The organism is Bacteroidota bacterium, from assembly GCA_016715945.1.
Lineage (GTDB): Bacteria > Bacteroidota > Bacteroidia > Bacteroidales > F082 > JALNZU01.
Map to the genome: position 1 here is coordinate 1,278,023 of JADJXJ010000001.1, position 17,832 is coordinate 1,295,854.

The following is a 17,832-nucleotide window of genomic DNA, read 5'->3' on the forward strand; positions in this document are numbered from 1 at the left end:
TATCAGATCGAAACGATGAAAAAAAACGACTTGATGCGTAGGATGCTCGATGGGATTGAGCGAGCGGGCAACAAACTGCCACAGCCGGTGACACTGTTTGCCATTTTGATGGGCATAACCCTCCTGCTCTCATGGATTTTTGGAGGTGTGAGTGTGGAACACCCGGGCAAATCAGCCGGTTTGCTCGACCGCAATGGTAATCCCGTGGATTCGATAGAGGTAGTCAACCTGCTTTCGCGCGATGGATTTCAGATGATTATGACGCGGATGGTGTCCACCTTTGCAGCTTTTCCCCCTTTGGGACTGGTACTTGTCGTCATGCTAGGGATTGGTCTGGCTGAATATACCGGGATGATTTCGGTTGCTTTGAGGTTGTTTGTTTCGCGGGTACCCCGATCGCTCATTACTTTCTCTATCGTCGTAGCCGGTATGATTTCCTCTGTTGCGGCTGATGCCGGATATGTGGTACTTATCCCGCTGGGAGGAGCAATTTTTATGGGCATGGGGCGCCATCCGCTGGCCGGTATAGCTGCAGCTTTTGCGGGCGTTTCCGGAGGGTTTGGCGCCAACTTGTTCCCAACGGGGCTCGACCCGATGATCGCCGCTTTTACCGAGCCTGCTGCCCGCATCATCGACCCGGATTATACCGTCAACCCGCTTTCGAACTATTACCTCATGGCAGCAAGTGTGCCTCTGGTAGGTCTGGCGGGTACCTGGGTTACCGAGCGTATTATTGTTCCACGACTTGGCACATATACCCCGGCCGAGGGCATCGAAATTGAAGAACAACCTCCCATTACATCCACCGAGCGTAAAGCGCTCAGGGCCACCATAATTACTTTAACCGTATATACCATGCTCATTGCACTTACGATTATCCCCGCCGATGGGCTCCTCCGTGGCGAACCCGATGCCAATGGCGTGCGCAGCATGCGACCTTTCTACGACTCTCTCGTGCCAATCATGTTTATCGGGTTCTTCATTGCAGGGCTGGTATATGGGCTGGTTTCGAAAACCATTCGTTCCGACAAGGACGTCACCACCATGATGGCCAAAAGCATGTCGGCCATGGGCATGTACATTGTGATTGCTTTTGTGGCTGCCCAATTCGTTGCTTACTTCAACTGGTCGCATCTGGGTAGTGTGCTGGCAGTCAAAGGTTCGGATCTGCTCAACAACATTGGTTTCACAGGAGGTCCGCTTCTCGTGGCTTTCATTATTGTCAGTTCCATTGTCAACCTGGTCATGGGTAGTGCCTCGGCCAAATGGGCCTTGCTCGCACCCATTTTCGTACCTATGATGATGCTCACCGGCTATTCGGCCGAAACTGTTCAGGCAGCCTACCGCATTGGCGACAGTTTTACGAATGTACTCACCCCGCTGCTCCCCTATTTTCCTTTGGTCATAGTGTTTGCTCAGAAATACGTCAAAGAAACAGGTATCGGCACACTGATTTCGCTCATGTTGCCTTTTGCGGTGGCATTTGCCCTGGTGCGCATACCCATGCTGCTTATCTGGATCTGGCTTGGCTTGCCTCTGGGCGTGGAAGGACCGATTTTCTACAATCCCTGAGCAGGTTTTAAATAGTTGAATAGCAATAAGGTGCGGCTGCAATGTCGCACCTTTTAATTTCCTCAAACCGGCCAAAACCTGTATTGAATACCTTTGAAGGCGGAAATTGCTTAAAAATCATCGCATGTCTTCCCGGTTTATCTTTTCTCTGCTTTTAATCGTATTTTTTCACGCACACAGTACCAATGAAGCCAGGGCTCAGCAATCCGACAGCATATACCTCACCCTGAACGAGGTGATTGAGCTGGCAAGGAAGCAATCGCCCGAAGCCATGATTGCCCGGCACCGGTTCAGAAGAAGTTATTGGGAATACCGGAGTTTTAAGGCAGGATACCTGCCCAATGTGCGATTTGAGGCCACCCTGCCCAACTTCAACCGTTCTATTGACGCCATCACCCTGCCCGATGGAAGCGAAACCTACCTGGAGCGAACCCTCGCGCGATATTCGGCTGCTGTGAGCCTGAATCAAAAGATTGGTTACACTGGCGGAGAAGTTTTCCTCCAATCGGGTTTGCAGCGGCTGGATAACTTCTACACCGACACCAATACCCGGCAGTTTCTATCCACACCACTGAACATCGGATTCAGGCAACCACTGTTTGCATACAACGCTTTCAAATGGGACAGGCAGATCGAGCCGCTGCGTTATGAAGAGGCCCGCCGCCAATATCTCGAAGCCAACGAACAGGTGGCAGTTTCGGCCATAAATATCTTTTTTGACTTATTGAGTGCCCAGGTCGAACGCGAGATCGCAAGGAAAAACAGTGCCAATTACGACACGCTTTACCGCATTGCCCTCGGCAGGTTTCAATTGGGCAAGATAGCTGAAAACGAATTGCTCCAGCTGGAACTGAACCTGTTGCGGGCCAGGGCGGCTCAGGAAAATGCCCAGCTCGGGTATCAGAATAAACTCATGAGCTTCAGGTCGTTTCTGCGCATCAGCGGAAACAGGCCGGTGGTACTTATTCCGCCCCGGCCAGAGAAATTCTTCGAAGCCAACCCTTCCGTGGCATTGACCGAAGCCCTCGAAAACACCTCAGCCGGACAAGCCTTCAGCCGGAGAATGCTCGAAGCACAAAGTCAGCTGAGCCAAGCCAAATCGGAGGGACGCTTCGATGCCCAGCTCTTTGCCACATTCGGCTTGTCGCAAACCGCCAACGTCATTGGCGATGTGTACAAAAATCCGCTCGACGAAGAGCGGCTGAGCATCGGCCTGAGCATTCCCCTGCTCGACTGGGGACAGGCCAAGGGGCGAATCCGCATGGCCGAGTCGAACCTCGAACTCATCCGCACTTCTATCGAACAGGAAAAAACCGACTTCGAGCAAAATCTTTACATCCGCGTCATGCAGTTCAATATGCAGCAAAACCAGCTCATCATTGCAGCAAAATCCGACACCGTGGCCCAGAAACGTTTCGACGTCACACAAAAACGTTACCTCATCGGAAAAGTCAATGATGTGCTGGAACTTAACAATGCACAGATTGACAACGACAACGCCCGCGTGGGCTATTACCAGGCCCTGAAAAATTATTGGTCGAGCTATTACGAGCTCAGGCGCCTCACACTTTTCGACTTTGAGAACAACCGAAAAATTCAAGCCAGGCCCGAGGAGGTTGTCAGGTAATTTTTAACCCAATGATTGGTTTAATTTTCTAATTCAAGATATTTCGGTACCTTTGTACCCAAATTAACCAAAATCATAATCTAATGGCAGTACTTGTAGGAAAAAAGGCCCCGCACTTCACGGCCGACGCTGTAGTTAACGGGAAGTTTGTAGAGAATTTTTCGCTTGACCGGTATCTTGGCAAAAAACATGTGGTGTTTTTCTTCTATCCACTGGACTTTACTTTCGTTTGTCCAACCGAAATTCTGGCTTTCCAGGAACGCCTGGCCGAGTTTGAACAGCGCAATGTGGCTGTAGTCGGCTGCTCGATCGACTCCAAATTCTCACACTGGGCCTGGCTCAACACCCCCATCGAAAAAGGTGGTATTCAGGGTGTGACGTATCCTTTGGTTTCGGACATCAACAAGACCATCTCGGTCAATTACGATGTGCTGGCCGGTCATTTCGACTACAACGAAGAAGGCGAAATGATTTTCAATGGTGAGGCTGTAGCCTATCGTGGATTGTTCCTCATTGACAAAGATGGCATTGTAAGGCATCAGGTGGTCAACGATTTGCCTTTGGGCCGCAGCATCGACGAAACCCTGCGCATGGTAGATGCCTTGCAATATTTCGAAGCAAATGGTGAAGTTTGTCCCGCCGACTGGAAGGCAGGTAAAAAAGCACTCAAAGCCACCCAGGAAGGCATTTCGACTTATCTTGCCGAATACATAAAGAACTGATTACGTGTAACAAAAACTGCCGGTCGCCCGCCGGCAGTTTTTTTATAGCCCCTTGGCTTTGGCCTGGTTCCACAGTTGGTCCATTTGTTCAAGGGTCATGTGCCGCAATTCTTGTCCGGCCTTTCCGGCTTCTTTTTCAATAAAGAGGAAGCGTTCGCGAAACTTACGGTTGGTCCGTTCGAGCGCATCTTCCGGATTTACACCGATATAGCGTGCATAGTTGACCAGCGCAAACAGCACGTCGCCAAATTCGTCTTCCAATTTGTCCGATGCACTTCCATTTTCCACCTCAGCTTTCAGTTCGTCGAGCTCTTCCAGCACCTTATCCCACACCTGCGCTCTGTGTTCCCACTCGAAGCCCACACCGCCTGCCTTTTCCTGCATGCGATAAGCTTTGAGTAAGGCTGGCAGGCTGTTAGGCACACCAGCAAGTACCGACCGGCTGCCATTGGCCAGCTTGATTTGTTCCCAGTTGCGCTTTACTTCATCTGCTCCGCTCACCTGCACCTCGCCGTAAATATGCGGGTGACGCTGGATGAGTTTGTCTGATATCCCGTTCAGGACGTCGGCAATATCAAAACTATTTGTTTCGGAAGCTATTTTGGCATAGAAAACCAGATGCAACATCAGGTCACCCAGCTCCTTTTTTATTTCCTGCATGTCGGCATTCAAAATGGCATCGCTCAGCTCATAAACTTCTTCAATCGTGAGGTGACGCAGGCTTTCAATGGTCTGTTCCCTGTCCCACGGGCAACCAGCCCTAAGTTCATCCATGATTGTGAGCAAGCGGGCAAAGGCTTTGAGTTTTTCTTCCATAAGGCAATGGTAAAAAGTGGCTGCAAAAGTAGCATTACATCTCAAAGGATTTGTTTTCCAACCTTGTTTTGTAAATGAGTGATGGCACCAAAATGAGTAATATAGCGTTATGGCAATGTTTTTCATACTAAAACGGTAACTTTGCTGCGGCTGCAAAACATGCAAAAACGCTCTATGATCTTTATTCGTTTCCTACTCCTGCTGCTGGTTATTACATTTCCTACAAGCTTGTTGGCGCAGCCTAGGCCACCCTTACCTCAAAACAATTACCAGCTGGAATACAGGCAGCATTATGGTTTTTTTTACCACCACATCCTGGAGTTTCAGCGTTTCAACGCTCACTTTCCTTCCTATGAGCTTAGTTTTCAGCGCTCTACTTTCGGACGGCAGCGCTGGGAATCACTTTGGGAATATCCCCTCACCGGGGTTTCGGTTTACTACTCCCCTCTTGGAGGTTTCGAGCAAATCGGACAGGTGTTTGCCATCTACCCTTATATAAGCTTCCCGCTCAACAGCAACGTAAGCAGCCGTTTAAACTTCAGGATGGGCATTGGTCTCGGCTATCTCACCAACAAATATCATCCAAAAGAGAACTTTCAGAATTTCGCCATTGGCTCGCACCTGAATGCGGCAGCCAATCTGTTTCTGGACTACAGGCAGGTGCTCAATAAAAGATATACCCTTGTTGCAGGAGCAGGACTCACACATTTTTCCAACGGTTCGACAAAAACACCCAACTATGGTTTGAATGCTTTTTCGGCTGTACTCGGGCTCAATGTATTTCTCAACGAGCCCAATCCCTTTTTGCAGGAACGTTTTTACCCTATTTTGCGCCCGTTCGAATACGACAGCAAGCGCTGGTATGTGTTGGAGGTGGCCCAGGCTTTTGGTACCCGCGATATGAGCATGGAACTCGGTCAGCGTTACCTGGTGAGCAATACCTCAATCAACTGGCTGGTTCCCAACGGATTGAAATCGCGCTTTGGAGCCGGACTCGACATTACATACGATGACTCGGAACGTGGCATGCTCGATCGCAAGGGAGCCATCCAGGGGCGGGAACTCTACAAAAGTCGCATGGATATTGTGAAACCCGGCCTTTCGGCAATTTACGAAATGAGGCTTTCGCGCGTATCGTTTCAGTTTCAGGTAGGTGCCCATCTGGCCGGAGCCGACCAAAGCGACGGGAGCATTTACGAAAAGCTTGGCGCAAAGTTTTATTTCAACGATCCCTGGTTTCTGAACATCGCACTTACAGCACATGGCTTCCGGGCCGATTTTATCGGATATGGCGTGGGTTACCGCTTCGACCGCATATATTACCCCAGAAAGAAATCGAGATGGAATTTTTGAAAAGGCTTATTCCTGTTGGCTTTGCATTGTTGACTTTTGTCGGTTGTGACAAAACGATGAATGGTTGTTTTACCCAGCCCGGACAAACCGTGATGCAGGAAAGGCCGCTTTCCTATTTCCGAAAACTCTCCATGCACGACAATGTGGATGTGGTGCTGGTGAAGAGCGACACCAACAAGGTACTGGTTTATGCGGGCGAGAAACTCATCGACCGGATAATCACTGAAGTCATCGACAGCACCTTATACATCCGCAATGAGTCGCAGTGTCGATTGCTCAAACAACGCGAACGTATCAACCGGGTTGAGCTGCTTTACCGCAGGCTCGATACCATTGTTTACCAATCGGTTGGTAACCTGAGTACCCTCGACTATGCCGGTGAAAGCATCTGGGTGAATCCCGACAGCCTGGTGTTGGATGTGATTGAAGGCGCAGGCGACAGCATCCGGCTGAACATCCAGACTCCCTTAGCCAGGATTGTTTTCAGATATGGAACCATGCCTGTCCGCATCCTTGGCAACGCCAATGTGGCCTTTTTCTATCACAACGGCTTCGGTTTGCTCGATGCCTGGGGACTTGAAACCGCCTTCAATTACATCGAGACGCGCAGTCCCAACGATCTTTACGTCAAAGCCAATTCCGAACTGGAAGCCACCATCAATGGCGAGGGAAACATTTACTATCACGGCCAGGTGAGTGATGCTTATGTGCAGGCCAACCTGAAAGGCGTTGGAAATGGCCGGGCTGAGCGACGGTCAGTAAAACCCTGACAATCCTACCATCAGTAAGCTCTGGCGAAGACAACCCTGCCGGCCGAAGGCTTACCGCTGTACACACATTTTCCTGGCTCCCGTTCTGGGTCAAGCGGGATAAGGCGAATGGTTGCTTTGGTTTCTTCTTTGATGGCCTGCTCGGTTTCGGGGCTGCCATCCCAATGTGCCAGCAGAAATCCGCCATCTTCGATGCGGGTTTTAAACTCATCCCAGCTGTCCACCTGGAAGGTGTTGGCTTCGCGGAATGCCAGCGCTTTGTTGAACAGATTCTTTTGTATATCGTCCAGAAGGCTTTTCACTGAATCCTGAATACCTTCGAGCGGCAGCACTTGCTTGGTCAGCGTATCGCGGCGCGCTACTTCCACGGTTCCCTGCTCGATATCGCGTGGCCCGATGGCCAGACGCACAGGTACACCTTTCAGCTCCCATTCGGCAAATTTAAAGCCGGGTTTCTGGGTGTCGCGGTCGTCGAGCTTCACACTGAGACCGGCCGCTTCGAGCTGGCGCTTGATCTCGAGGCCTTTGTCGCATGTGAGCCTGTATTGTTCGTCGTTGCGGTAAATGGGCACGATGACCACCTGAATGGGCGCCAGCCGCGGCGGCAGCACCAGACCATTATCGTCGGAGTGGGTCATGATGAGGGCACCCATCAGGCGGGTGGAAACACCCCACGATGTAGCCCACACATATTCGAGCTTGTTATCGCGGTTGAGAAACTGCACGTCGAATGCTTTGGCAAAGTTCTGCCCGAGGAAGTGACTTGTACCGGCCTGCAGGGCCTTTCCATCCTGCATCATGGCTTCGATGCAGTAAGTCTCTACCGCACCGGCAAACCTCTCATTGGGCGATTTTACTCCTTTTAATACAGGCAACGCCATCCATTCTTCGGCAAACTCTGCATAAACCCTGAGCATCTGCTCGGCCTCCGCAATCGCTTCCTCTTTGGTGGCATGGGCCGTATGACCCTCCTGCCATAAAAATTCAGCCGTACGAAGAAACAACCTCGTACGCATTTCCCAACGTACCACATTGGCCCACTGGTTGATCAGCAGGGGAAGGTCGCGGTACGACTGAATCCAGTTGCGGTAGGTGTCCCAAATGATGGTCTCGCTGGTGGGACGGACAATGAGTTCTTCTTCCAGTTTGGCCTGTTCATCAACCACTACGCCTTTGCCGTCGGGATCGTTTTTGAGGCGGTAATGCGTCACCACGGCGCACTCTTTGGCAAAACCTTCCACGTGACTGGCTTCCTTGCTGAAAAACGACTTCGGGATGAACAGCGGGAAATAGGCATTCTGGTGTCCGGTGTCCTTAAACATCTTGTCGAGTGCTGCCTGCATGCGCTCCCAGATGGCATAGCCATAAGGTTTGATCACCATGCAACCTCTGACTGCCGAGTTTTCGGCCAGATCAGCTTTGGTCACAATGTCGTTGTACCATTGAGAATAATTATCTTCGCGTGTGGTTAGTTCCTTGGCCATCGAAGTTTGGTATAATATTTGTAACTTTTTGAGGGTAAAAATGAAGTGCAAAAATACGAAAACCCTCAACAAAAATCTGATAAACCTCGGGAGGATTGATTTATGAAGACCTTTAACCTAATGCTCATAGCAGCCGCGCTTGTGCTCGCATCCTGTTCGTCCACCGGTTATGTGGCCGATGATGCGTACTTTTCGCGCAAGCAGCAGACCAGTGTTATGGCCACAGCAGTTCAGGGCACCGGCATAGCCGAAAGCGCCAAAGTACAGAGCCAGAATACTGACTATGAGTATCAAACGCATTACCAGCAGAATGCCGGTGAGCCTGCAACTGAAGGCATGGGTGTGCCCACCTACACCAAAACCGAAACTGTGACCGATCCGGATGGCACCACTTACAGCACAACCGAAACCTATTATGACTCAGAATATGCCCGGAGGTTCCGTCGTTTTGGCGACAATTACGGCAGCTCGTTCGGCTATTTCGACGGATTTTATGATGGCTGCTTCAGTTGCTCACGCAGCTCGTTCGGTTTTGGATTTGGCTACCCTTTCGGCTGGAGCTTCTCTTACCGCTATGGCTATCCGTTCGGATATTCCTCGTTCTGGGGCTACGATCCCTTTTTCTATGACCCCTGGTTTTATTCCTACAGAAGCTGGGGCTGGCCATACTACAGTTATGGCTGGGGAGGCTACTGGAGTGGCTACAACCATGGATACTGGAATGGTTTCTGGGATGGATATTATTACGGTGGAGGCAGCGACTGGGGCTGGGGATTCAACCGGCCCAGAACCTATTATGGTCACCGCGGCAGCAGCATAGGTGGGGGCACACTTGTTCCAGGCGGAAGCGCCCGCGGGAGCAACCAATCTACCGCTGCAGCATCGCCCCGCGGAACAAACACGCGTGATTACGTGAGTGGCGATATTCCTCAGACCAGTTTGTCGGAGCGTGGCACCCGTACCTACGATCGTGGGACAACCACAGCTTCGCCTGCTGTTTCGGAAAGGGCTGCACGTCAGGATGCCGGAATCAGTCGCGAAGCCAGCGATCGTACCGGCCTGCCCCGCGAGGTGCGCGGCAGCGATAATACGTATGCAAGACCTGGTGCCACAGAGCGCATCAACCAGTATCGTCAGGAACGTTACGACAGGCCGCAGCTGCAAAGCCGGCCAGCCTATGAGCGCCCGAAACAATACACTTCGCCCAGCATGAGGCAACCCAAATCGAGCAGCGAATACGTGCGGCCGCAGGCCGAGCCAGGACGCATCAGCGGAAATATGCGCGAGACCCCACAGACCACTGCACCATCGGGAAGCGGGGTATATCGTCAGGTCAACCCAACGCGTCAGGAGCCACAGCGCACAACCAGCCCATCGCAGGGTACAATGCGCTCACAGCCTGCACAGTCGCGCCCCTCGGGCACTTCAGGAGGAAACTTTGAACGCAGAAGTTACTCAACGCCTTCTGCCAGACCGGCACCCTCAAGCAGCCCGAGCTATTCCTCGCCTTCACGCTCCTCAGGTTCATCCGGAAGCTACAATGCACCTGCCCGCAGCTCAGAGAGCTCCTCGGGCAGCAGCCGCGGAAGCAGCTCCGGAAATAGCTCAGGAAGCCGTCGGTAGTTCATTGTAATTCACATGTTTACTATTTAATATTTACGCGACCATTGTCATAATGGCAATGTCATTAGGATAGTTATTTTTCAATCTTTCAAACACTTGATAATATGAAACGCATCTTAGCAAGCTCGCTAGTGGTAATCAGCCTGGCGGTTGGTGCCCAAAATGAAACCGACGCACTGCGATTCAGCCAGCAGTTTTACCAGGGCACTGCCCGCAGCATGTCAATGGGAGGCGCTTTTGGCGCCATAGGAGCCGATTTTTCGACTTTGAGCACCAATCCTGCCGGCATGGGTCTGTTTCGTAGCTCGGAACTCAGCCTAAGCCCCATACTCACAAATGTGAATAGCCAGTCCACCTACAACGGAATGTTTGGCGAAGATACCCGCACGGGTCTGAACTTCTCCAACATGGGTGTGGTGTCGGTGAACAAAGTAAGCGGCACCCAGGCACCATGGAAATATTTTCAGATAGGTTTCGGGATGAACCGCACCAACAACTTCAGCCAGCGCATGTTTGTGCAGGGCGACAACAACGACCACTCGCGCGTGGATGTGTTCCTCGACAAGGTGGCGGGCACATCGCCCTCGCAGATTGAACGTAACTTCCCCTACGACATTTATCCCGCATGGTATGTTTATCTTATTGACACAGTGCGCAATAGCCAGGGACAGCTTATTTACACCTCCCCTGTGCCACAGGGAGGCATCAGGCAATTCGAGTCGACCAACACCTGGGGAAGTACCAACGAATGGCTGATCTCAGCCTCCGGAAACCTGAACGATCAGGTTTTTGTGGGCGCCACACTGGGCATGCCTTACACCCGCTATTTTCACGAAACCACATTCACCGAGAAAGACGTGAACAACAGCATCAGCGATTTCGATGAGTGGAATTTCAGGCAGAAAATCGAGTCGCGTGGCTGGGGCTTAAACCTGAAAGTAGGTGTGATTGTATGGCCTGTAGAATGGTTGCGCGTAGGTGCTGCTGTTCACACCCCAACATGGTACAGTCAGCTTAATGACCAGTGGTCCACTTCTATTGATGCCAAACTCGGACCGGACTACAATCAACAGTCGTCGCCAACGGGTGAATTTACCTATCAGCTTCAGACCCCTATGCGCGCCAATGGCAGCCTGGCATTCATTATTGGGCAGCAAGGCATCATCAGTGCCGAATATGAGCATGTGGATTACACAAAAATGCGTCTGCGCTCGTCAGATTATAACTTTCTGGCCGAAAACGATGCCATCAGAAGCTCGTTTGCTGCCTCGAACATATTCAGGTTTGGCACAGAGTGGCGGCTGAGCAATTTCAGTTTCCGGGGCGGATATGCCACTTACGGAAGTCCGTTTAAGGATGGCATCAACGATGCCTCCTTGCGAAACCTGAGCTTTGGGCTTGGGTATTCGGAGAAGAGTTTCGGAATTGACCTTGCATTTGTCAATGGCCAGCGCGAGCAGGATTACTATATGTACACTTCTGCCAACTGGAATCCCAATCCCGCAGCACAAAAGATCACTTCAAATCAGTTTGTGCTCAGCACAAGGTTCCGTTTTTAGTTGAATCGGTTAGTTTGTTCACATATTGCCGGCTGCCCTGCACACGGGGCAGCCTTATTTTTTTCAGCACCACATCAGGTTCCAACGCGGCGAAGCCCGGCCCGGGCGGCAGCGTGTATGCTGCTGCGATACACTGCAGGCTTCAGGCTCAGGCAGTTGTTGTACCAGTTTGCAGCTTCTGCCCTGTTGCCTTGTTGTTCATAAATCAGCGCTATACGAAGTGCAGCATTTGCGGCATAATATTCCGGGGATTTCCGGCCTATCCGGTATGTTTCGGCATACAAGCTGAGCGCTTTACTGGTTTGCCCCAAACCTTCGGCATTTCTGGCATATCTGTAAAGAAATTCGAGGTGGTGTGGGTTGTCGGTGCGCCCCAGTTCAGGCTCGAGCTTTAGCAGGATTTTTTCAGCCTCTGCAAAATACCCGCCATCGAACCGGAGACGCACGGTAATGAGCTCTGGGTGTGGAATTTGTGAAAGTGAGGCCTCTCGTTTAGCCTCGGCATCGCGCTCACCTGGCGAAGCAGGCGCCTGCCTGCATTGCTGCATATGTGAGCGGTAGGCATTGATATCGCCATTTTGCAGCGCAATCCATGCCAGTTTGCGGTGTGCATCGGCCACATACATCGTCCCAGAGGTCGATGCAAGGAAACGCAGGTAATATGAGCCTGCCTGCGCACTTCCTTTGCGCAGCAGGGCTTCCCCCATTAAAAAACTGGTGAGGGGAAATTCGATATATTCCTCTGAGGAGGGCAGGTCATGCAGGGTCTGCAAGGCTTCCTCATTGCGGCCATCGCGCATCAGTAAATATGCCAGGGTGTATTGAAGCATCAGGTTTTCCGGATCCATGGAACGCATTCCATTGATTACCTGATTCTTAACAACATGATCAGTTTGCATGGCCCGGGTTGCCATCCCCAAAAGTATGGCGGCATCTGCCCGCATAAAAGCAAAGGGATGATTATCTGGCAATTGCATCACATGCCTGAGCTGCGCTATACCTTCCTGGCTATCGCCTTGTAACGACGCCAGGCGCAAAGCCCAGTTGAACTGCTCGGGCACGCTACCCAAAGCAACCTGCATGATCCCATAAGTAAGCTTATTGGGCACAAAACCGGGGAACTTCGCGTAGGCATCAATTATGGTGGAATACGTTTTTCGCAGCTCCATGGCGCTTTGCCAGTGGTTTCCTGCCCGCATGCGGAGCATTAGCGAGCTGACACCGCTGTAGCCGAGCGCCCATTGCTGCCAGGCATTGGCAGGTCGGACGGCCTGCAGCTGTTCTTGCAGTTTATTCTTTTTCTGCTGAAAAACATCTTCGTCACCGGCAGATCCGCTGGCGAGGGCTTTCTGAAAATGCATTTGCAACTCCACCACATCGGCCATCAGGTTATCCGGCCTTAGTGCACGTTCGGCCTGAATGAGCTGGTGGGCTTTGTTGTGGCGCAGCCGACCAGATTCCTGCCAGGCCAGCGTCAACCCGGGAGTTAACACAAACTGCCCTGCCGAAAGCATTGTTGGAGCAGCAATCAGAAAAATTAACAGGTATTGTCGCATTGATTAGTTTGGCAGCACAAAAGTACGCTTGCGCCTGACACGCCGCCAGATAAAAAAGACAATCAATGCGCTGACGACAAATGTCGAGATCAGGATTTCCTTTGGCCAGCCGATGCGCAGCGGCTGCGTATTTCCCAGCACCTGGTAGGCAGCCCAGAAGAACGGGTGCGCTTTCAGTTTGTTAGCTTCTTGCAGCCAGGTTAACTTGGCCTGCTGAAGCGCCACATCTTTGGCGAGTCCGAGTGCGAGATTCTGATAAAAAAGTTCCATGAGCCTGGAGCCGGATTGGTCGTTTACTTCCCAGCCGGTCATGACAACTGCCGGCACTCCGGCGTACATAAATGCACGGCTGAGGCTCATCACACCTTCGGCCGAGCGAAGTTTGCCCACACCGGTGTTGCACGCACTGAGCACTACCATGGCTGCGTTCAGTTTGAGGGCATAAAGTTCATAGCCCTGCATCTCGTTCATGGCTGTGCTGTCGGGTTGGAAGATCAGCCGTGAATAAAGCGGATTTTCATCATCCAGCATGGTGTGCATGGCCAGGTGCAGGAGTCCGTACCTGGGTGCGGTTTGAATAAATGCGCTTTTTGTGGCCTCTCCGCCTTCAAGCAGCACCCCACCCCAGATTTTCCTGACGGTTTCGGCCTCCTTTTTTGCATAAGGAAGCGGAGGATACTGCTGATTGACAGCCAGGGCGTCGTTGCTGTAATCGGGCGCCAGGGCAAGCATGCGGCCGGTTTTCTGACCCTGTCCGGACTTGAACGCACTGGTCAGTGCGGTGGACGACAGGTAGGACAATGGATAGTCGTGTAGCATCAGAGGCAAACCGGCGTAATCGAGCTGCTGGCGATGATCGTCGGTGAGGTGCTCCGGCTTAATCAACAGATCGAAGGGCAAATAGCCCAGCACCCCATCGGGAACCACCACAAGACGATGACCTTTGATGAAAGATTCCACCGGAAGGATCAGCTCGTTGTAGAGTGAAGTACTCAACTCCAGAAATGCCCGGTAATCATCCAAGGTGTGATTCATGAGGTTCGAAAGGATGATGGTCCGCAAACTGTCCACCCTCTGTTCGAGCCAGATGCCGGTTTCGTTGCGCATCACCAGCAGGCTGTCTTTGCGCAGGGCAAAGATGTAAAGGTTGTTCGATTCAATGAAATACTCCACCAGTGCCTGGTCGGGGCCAAGGTTGTCCTGTACCTGTGCTGTGGACAGGGTGGCCGGAGCGTAGCGAAGGGCAAAGTAGTCGGGATAGTTGACTTCGATTTGCTGCATCAGGCTGTCGTAGGTTCGCGTCATGGCAACACGGCGCGCATTGAGAAAAGCGATGCGCATGTTGTTGGGTTCCGGATTGAGGCGTTCGTCGGCAGCCGCACGCGTGAGCGCATGGATTTCGCGCCTCAGGCTGCGTTCGAGTTGTGTGGTCTCGGTTGGTACGCCAGCAGCTTCGAATGCCTGCAACTTGCGAATGGAAGCCAGCAACACCGACGACTTGGTCCGGCTGGCGAAACCAAAAGCCAGCTCGAGTTTGTCTTTTTCGCCCGTCAGTGCGTACAGATCCCAAGCAGCCCTGAGTGCATCATCGTAAGTGCCGCGCATATCGTCGCCCAGCAAAAGCCGGCTTTCGTCGGTGGCAAACTGTATGTATTGTTCATAATTGCGCAGACTCCGGCTGTAAAGTTCCACCCCGGACCGCAGTCTGGTAATATCGCCCGAATGTGCATACCATTCCTGATACATCCGGGCTTTGTCGATGAGTAAGGCCCCCTTGATGAACGATTCGCGGCGAACTGCCATGGTATCGTTCACTGTAGCCCCGGGTGTTGTCTGGCTTAGCAGGGATTCAGCCCGAAAGAATAACTTTTCGGACTCACCAAACTGCAAGAGCCTGGAATAAATGAATGCCTTGAGCCGCAGAATGTTGATGTATTCTTCATCGGTGACCGGAAATATTCCAGCATAAGCTGCCTCAGCCGCACTGATACTTTCGAGCGCCTGATGAAAATTACCTTCAGCTATGTAGATATTCGCTTTCTCGAGCAACGAATAGGCGTACTCGTAGTGGGCGCTGCCCAATAAATTTTCAGCGGTTTCTATACTTGTGCTGATGCTTCTGAGGGCCAGGTCAAATTTTTTCAGAAGCCTGTAGCTCATGGCAAGGTTACGGTGAACCCTGATTGCCGTGGTTGGTATCAGGTTGTTGTCTTTCAGTTTATTTAAAATGACGAGGGCCGAATCTGGTCTGGAAGTTCTGTTATACATGAAAGCCAGATTGTTCAGCACGCTCAGGGTGCGGGGATGGGCAGGCCCGCGCGATTGCAGAAAAAAGCTGTAAGCCGACTGAAAATATTGTATGGCCCGCTCATAGTCGGCAGTGAGCAGATATGCATTGCCGAGATTGATGTAAAGAATCCCGGTAACAAATTCTAATCCATGCTTATTGACAAGCAATTTTTCCGCAAGATCAAGATAACGCAATCCCTCCTCAATTCGTCCGGTCATCTGAAGGATGCGGCCATAATTGATATAAAAGACGATCAGCGAAGGGTTGTCCTTCGCAAAAGCCTGTTCCTTTATCTCTCTGGCTTTTTCGATGTATATGTAAGCGCTATCGAACTGACTCATCTCCGCAAAGGTGATGGCCAGGTTTTGAAGAATCTCGGATTGGTCAACCGGGTTTATCTTACGGGCAGAATAGGCCAATTTTGTACCTTGCTTGAGCACTTCCAATGCTGCTGGAAAGTCGCCCTGATAATAGCGGGTTACCCCTTCTGAGTTCAGAATGCGTAAAAAAAGCCCTGTATCGGCCGGATTGATCTCCCGCAAAAGCGCCTGAGCAGAATCAAAGTTTGTAATGGCTTGAGGGAATTCTCCCAGGTCCAACAATAGTCTTCCCCTTAGAAATACAATTTCAGGCAGAAGATCGGCAGGCTGAGGCGAAGCGCCATACAACATCTGGACACTATCGAAATGCTCCCAGGCTTCCTGCCTGAGGTCGAGCTGCCTGAGCTGTCCTGCCATCAGGAGGTGATAACGGATTTTTGCCTTTGGAGAAAGCGCCCCGGGCCTAACCTTGTTCAGCCAGTGCAGTGCACTGTCGGGCATGGCAAGGCTGTCGTAATACCTTGCCATTCGAAAAGGTTCGTTGGTGTCGGGTTCTATTCTTGCCACAAATGTCAGCGGATACCCGGCCAACGCCAACAACAAAAAAAACAAAACATTCCGTGCCTTCATCCTCGAGCGTAAACAGCCGTGCGAAAATAAAAAAAGGAAGCACAGGGCTTCCTTCAATTATTCATAATCGGGCCACTTTACATTTTATTCAGCCTGGCGCTGACTTCCAGTCCGGTTTCGCGGTTGGTAGCACGAACCACATACATCCCCTTCTGCAATTGGTGGAGGTTCAGGACAACCGGTTCGAGCGTGCTACCGGTGGCCTGCTGATGGTTCAGCACAATCTGGCCGGTGGCATTGATTACCTGGATGTTGTAAATTCCGGATGGCATATCCAAAAATCTGATGCTTGCCGAGTTGGATACGGGGTTGGGCATCACCTGCAAGCCGGAAACCTGCCTGGGTGCCCCCAGCAAGGGCGTACGCACCGCAAACGTTCCGCTTTTCCGGCCATTGGCGCCAATCACATGCGAACCTGCGCCCACAGTGATCGCTTGCATACCTGCCTCCGGAACCTGCCTGATACGGGCTTTGATCTTGATGACTGCCTGATCCGAAATGCCAGCACCCAGGCTGCTGAGGCGAAGCATGCCATCTTTCAGGTGATAGCCTCCCAAACCGAAGGGCGCATCCACAGATTCGACTTCAATATACTCCGTATTGAAAATCAAGTCCATTCCTATTGCTGCTATACCATTATTTGAGCGTATTTCAACCGGAATTTCGACCAGGCTACCTTTGTGCACCTCAAGGTAGTTGCTGAATTGAATTATGATGTTGTTTGACTCACGGACTGTAGGTAATAATGCCCCCTCAGTATCGCCAAGTCTGCTTCCGCCAATGATAGTTGGTCCGCCGCCGGCATTGACAATCAGGTCGATCTGGTCTTCGCTGAACTGCCAGGCGCCAGCAGGAAAAGGTTCGCTGAATAAATAGTGGTTCACGGCCACAAACTGATAGTCGGCCATATCGACAATCCCATTGCCATCCACATCGGCAGCGATGTATTGCCAGGTGCTGAATTCGATCTGGCCATCGAGGAACATGAGAATCTCGTTGGCATTCACGATGTCGGCAGAGTAGCCCGGCAGGTTGGTGGAGGCCTTAATTTTAAACTGCGTGCCCTGCACATCATTAAATACATAGTAGCCATTGCCGTCGGTCAAGGTGGAATCCAGCAACTGGTCGGTCATGGTGTAAAGCTTCACCGTCACACCGTCGATCGGATAGAGCGGATTGTCGAAGTAGTTTACATAGCCCCAAACCGACTGGGCATTAAGCTGAACTGCAGCAAAGAGGGCGAAAATGGAAAGAATCACTTGCTTTTTCATGGTACGTTAACTTTAGTTTTGCCAATCAATTTTATTTCCCTTTTTACGCCTATTAGTACCACTCGATGTCAAAATCGCATCAAAAATTTTCGACTTTTTTTCAACTTTTTTACATTTAATTCATTATCAGCGCGTTACAAGCCTATTTTTACAGCAGCATTTTTCCCAAAAAGCCCGTTTTCGTGCGTGCAATACCCAAGAAGCTGTTAAAAAGCCTGTTTCCGGCTTGCAAAAAAGAC

Annotated in this window: 12 protein-coding genes; 7 read left to right on the forward strand and 5 right to left on the reverse strand. The window is 51.3% G+C overall.

The window, feature by feature from the left end; all coding sequences use genetic code 11:
* Positions 1-15: 15 nt before the first annotated feature.
* The 3 genes from IPM52_04870 to IPM52_04880 all read left to right on the forward strand — a co-directional run bounded on the left by IPM52_04870 (position 16) and on the right by IPM52_04880 (position 3,921).
* The gene (locus tag IPM52_04870; protein MBK9290939.1) at positions 16-1,572 is read left to right on the forward strand and encodes an AbgT family transporter; all 1,557 of its coding nucleotides are present in this window, start codon (positions 16-18) and stop codon (positions 1,570-1,572) included.
* 124 nt (positions 1,573-1,696) lie between these two features.
* Positions 1,697-3,199, forward strand: coding sequence for a TolC family protein (locus IPM52_04875; GenBank protein ID MBK9290940.1), 1,503 nt, complete (start codon positions 1,697-1,699; stop codon positions 3,197-3,199).
* A gap of 83 nt (positions 3,200-3,282) precedes the next feature.
* Positions 3,283-3,921: a peroxiredoxin gene (locus tag IPM52_04880; GenBank protein ID MBK9290941.1), complete on the forward strand. Its 639-nt coding sequence runs from the start codon at positions 3,283-3,285 to the stop codon at positions 3,919-3,921.
* A 42-nt stretch (positions 3,922-3,963) separates the two neighbouring features.
* Here the strand turns inward: IPM52_04880 and mazG are convergent, their stop codons facing one another.
* Positions 3,964-4,737, reverse strand: coding sequence for a nucleoside triphosphate pyrophosphohydrolase (mazG, locus tag IPM52_04885; protein ID MBK9290942.1), 774 nt, complete (start codon positions 4,735-4,737; stop codon positions 3,964-3,966).
* Positions 4,738-4,896: 159 nt separating this feature from the next.
* Between mazG and IPM52_04890 the strand changes: the two genes are divergently transcribed.
* The gene (locus IPM52_04890) at positions 4,897-6,090 is read left to right on the forward strand and encodes an acyloxyacyl hydrolase (protein ID MBK9290943.1); all 1,194 of its coding nucleotides are present in this window, start codon (positions 4,897-4,899) and stop codon (positions 6,088-6,090) included.
* Positions 6,091-6,146: 56 nt separating this feature from the next.
* Positions 6,147-6,860: a DUF2807 domain-containing protein gene (locus IPM52_04895; protein MBK9290944.1), complete on the forward strand. Its 714-nt coding sequence runs from the start codon at positions 6,147-6,149 to the stop codon at positions 6,858-6,860.
* An 11-nt stretch (positions 6,861-6,871) separates the two neighbouring features.
* Here the strand turns inward: IPM52_04895 and IPM52_04900 are convergent, their stop codons facing one another.
* Complete coding sequence (locus IPM52_04900; protein ID MBK9290945.1) at positions 6,872-8,344, reverse strand: proline--tRNA ligase; 1,473 nt, start codon at positions 8,342-8,344, stop codon at positions 6,872-6,874.
* A gap of 120 nt (positions 8,345-8,464) precedes the next feature.
* Here IPM52_04900 and IPM52_04905 point away from each other — a divergent pair, with 120 nt between their 5' ends.
* Positions 8,465-9,967, forward strand: coding sequence for a hypothetical protein (locus tag IPM52_04905; GenBank protein ID MBK9290946.1), 1,503 nt, complete (start codon positions 8,465-8,467; stop codon positions 9,965-9,967).
* Positions 9,968-10,071: 104 nt separating this feature from the next.
* Entirely contained in the window at positions 10,072-11,526 is a 1,455-nt protein-coding gene (locus tag IPM52_04910) for a hypothetical protein (GenBank protein MBK9290947.1), read from the forward strand.
* Between the two features lie 74 nt (positions 11,527-11,600).
* Here the strand turns inward: IPM52_04910 and IPM52_04915 are convergent, their stop codons facing one another.
* The 3 genes from IPM52_04915 to IPM52_04925 form a co-directional block, all read right to left on the reverse strand.
* Positions 11,601-13,082 (reverse strand): hypothetical protein, encoded by a 1,482-nt coding sequence (locus IPM52_04915; GenBank protein ID MBK9290948.1) that lies wholly within the window; start codon positions 13,080-13,082, stop codon positions 11,601-11,603.
* Positions 13,083-13,085: 3 nt separating this feature from the next.
* Positions 13,086-16,259, reverse strand: coding sequence for a CHAT domain-containing protein (locus IPM52_04920; protein MBK9290949.1), 3,174 nt, complete (start codon positions 16,257-16,259; stop codon positions 13,086-13,088).
* A 140-nt stretch (positions 16,260-16,399) separates the two neighbouring features.
* A complete protein-coding gene (locus IPM52_04925; protein ID MBK9290950.1) occupies positions 16,400-17,593 on the reverse strand; it encodes a T9SS type A sorting domain-containing protein in 1,194 nt (397 codons plus the stop codon).
* Between the last annotated feature and the right edge of the window lie 239 nt (positions 17,594-17,832).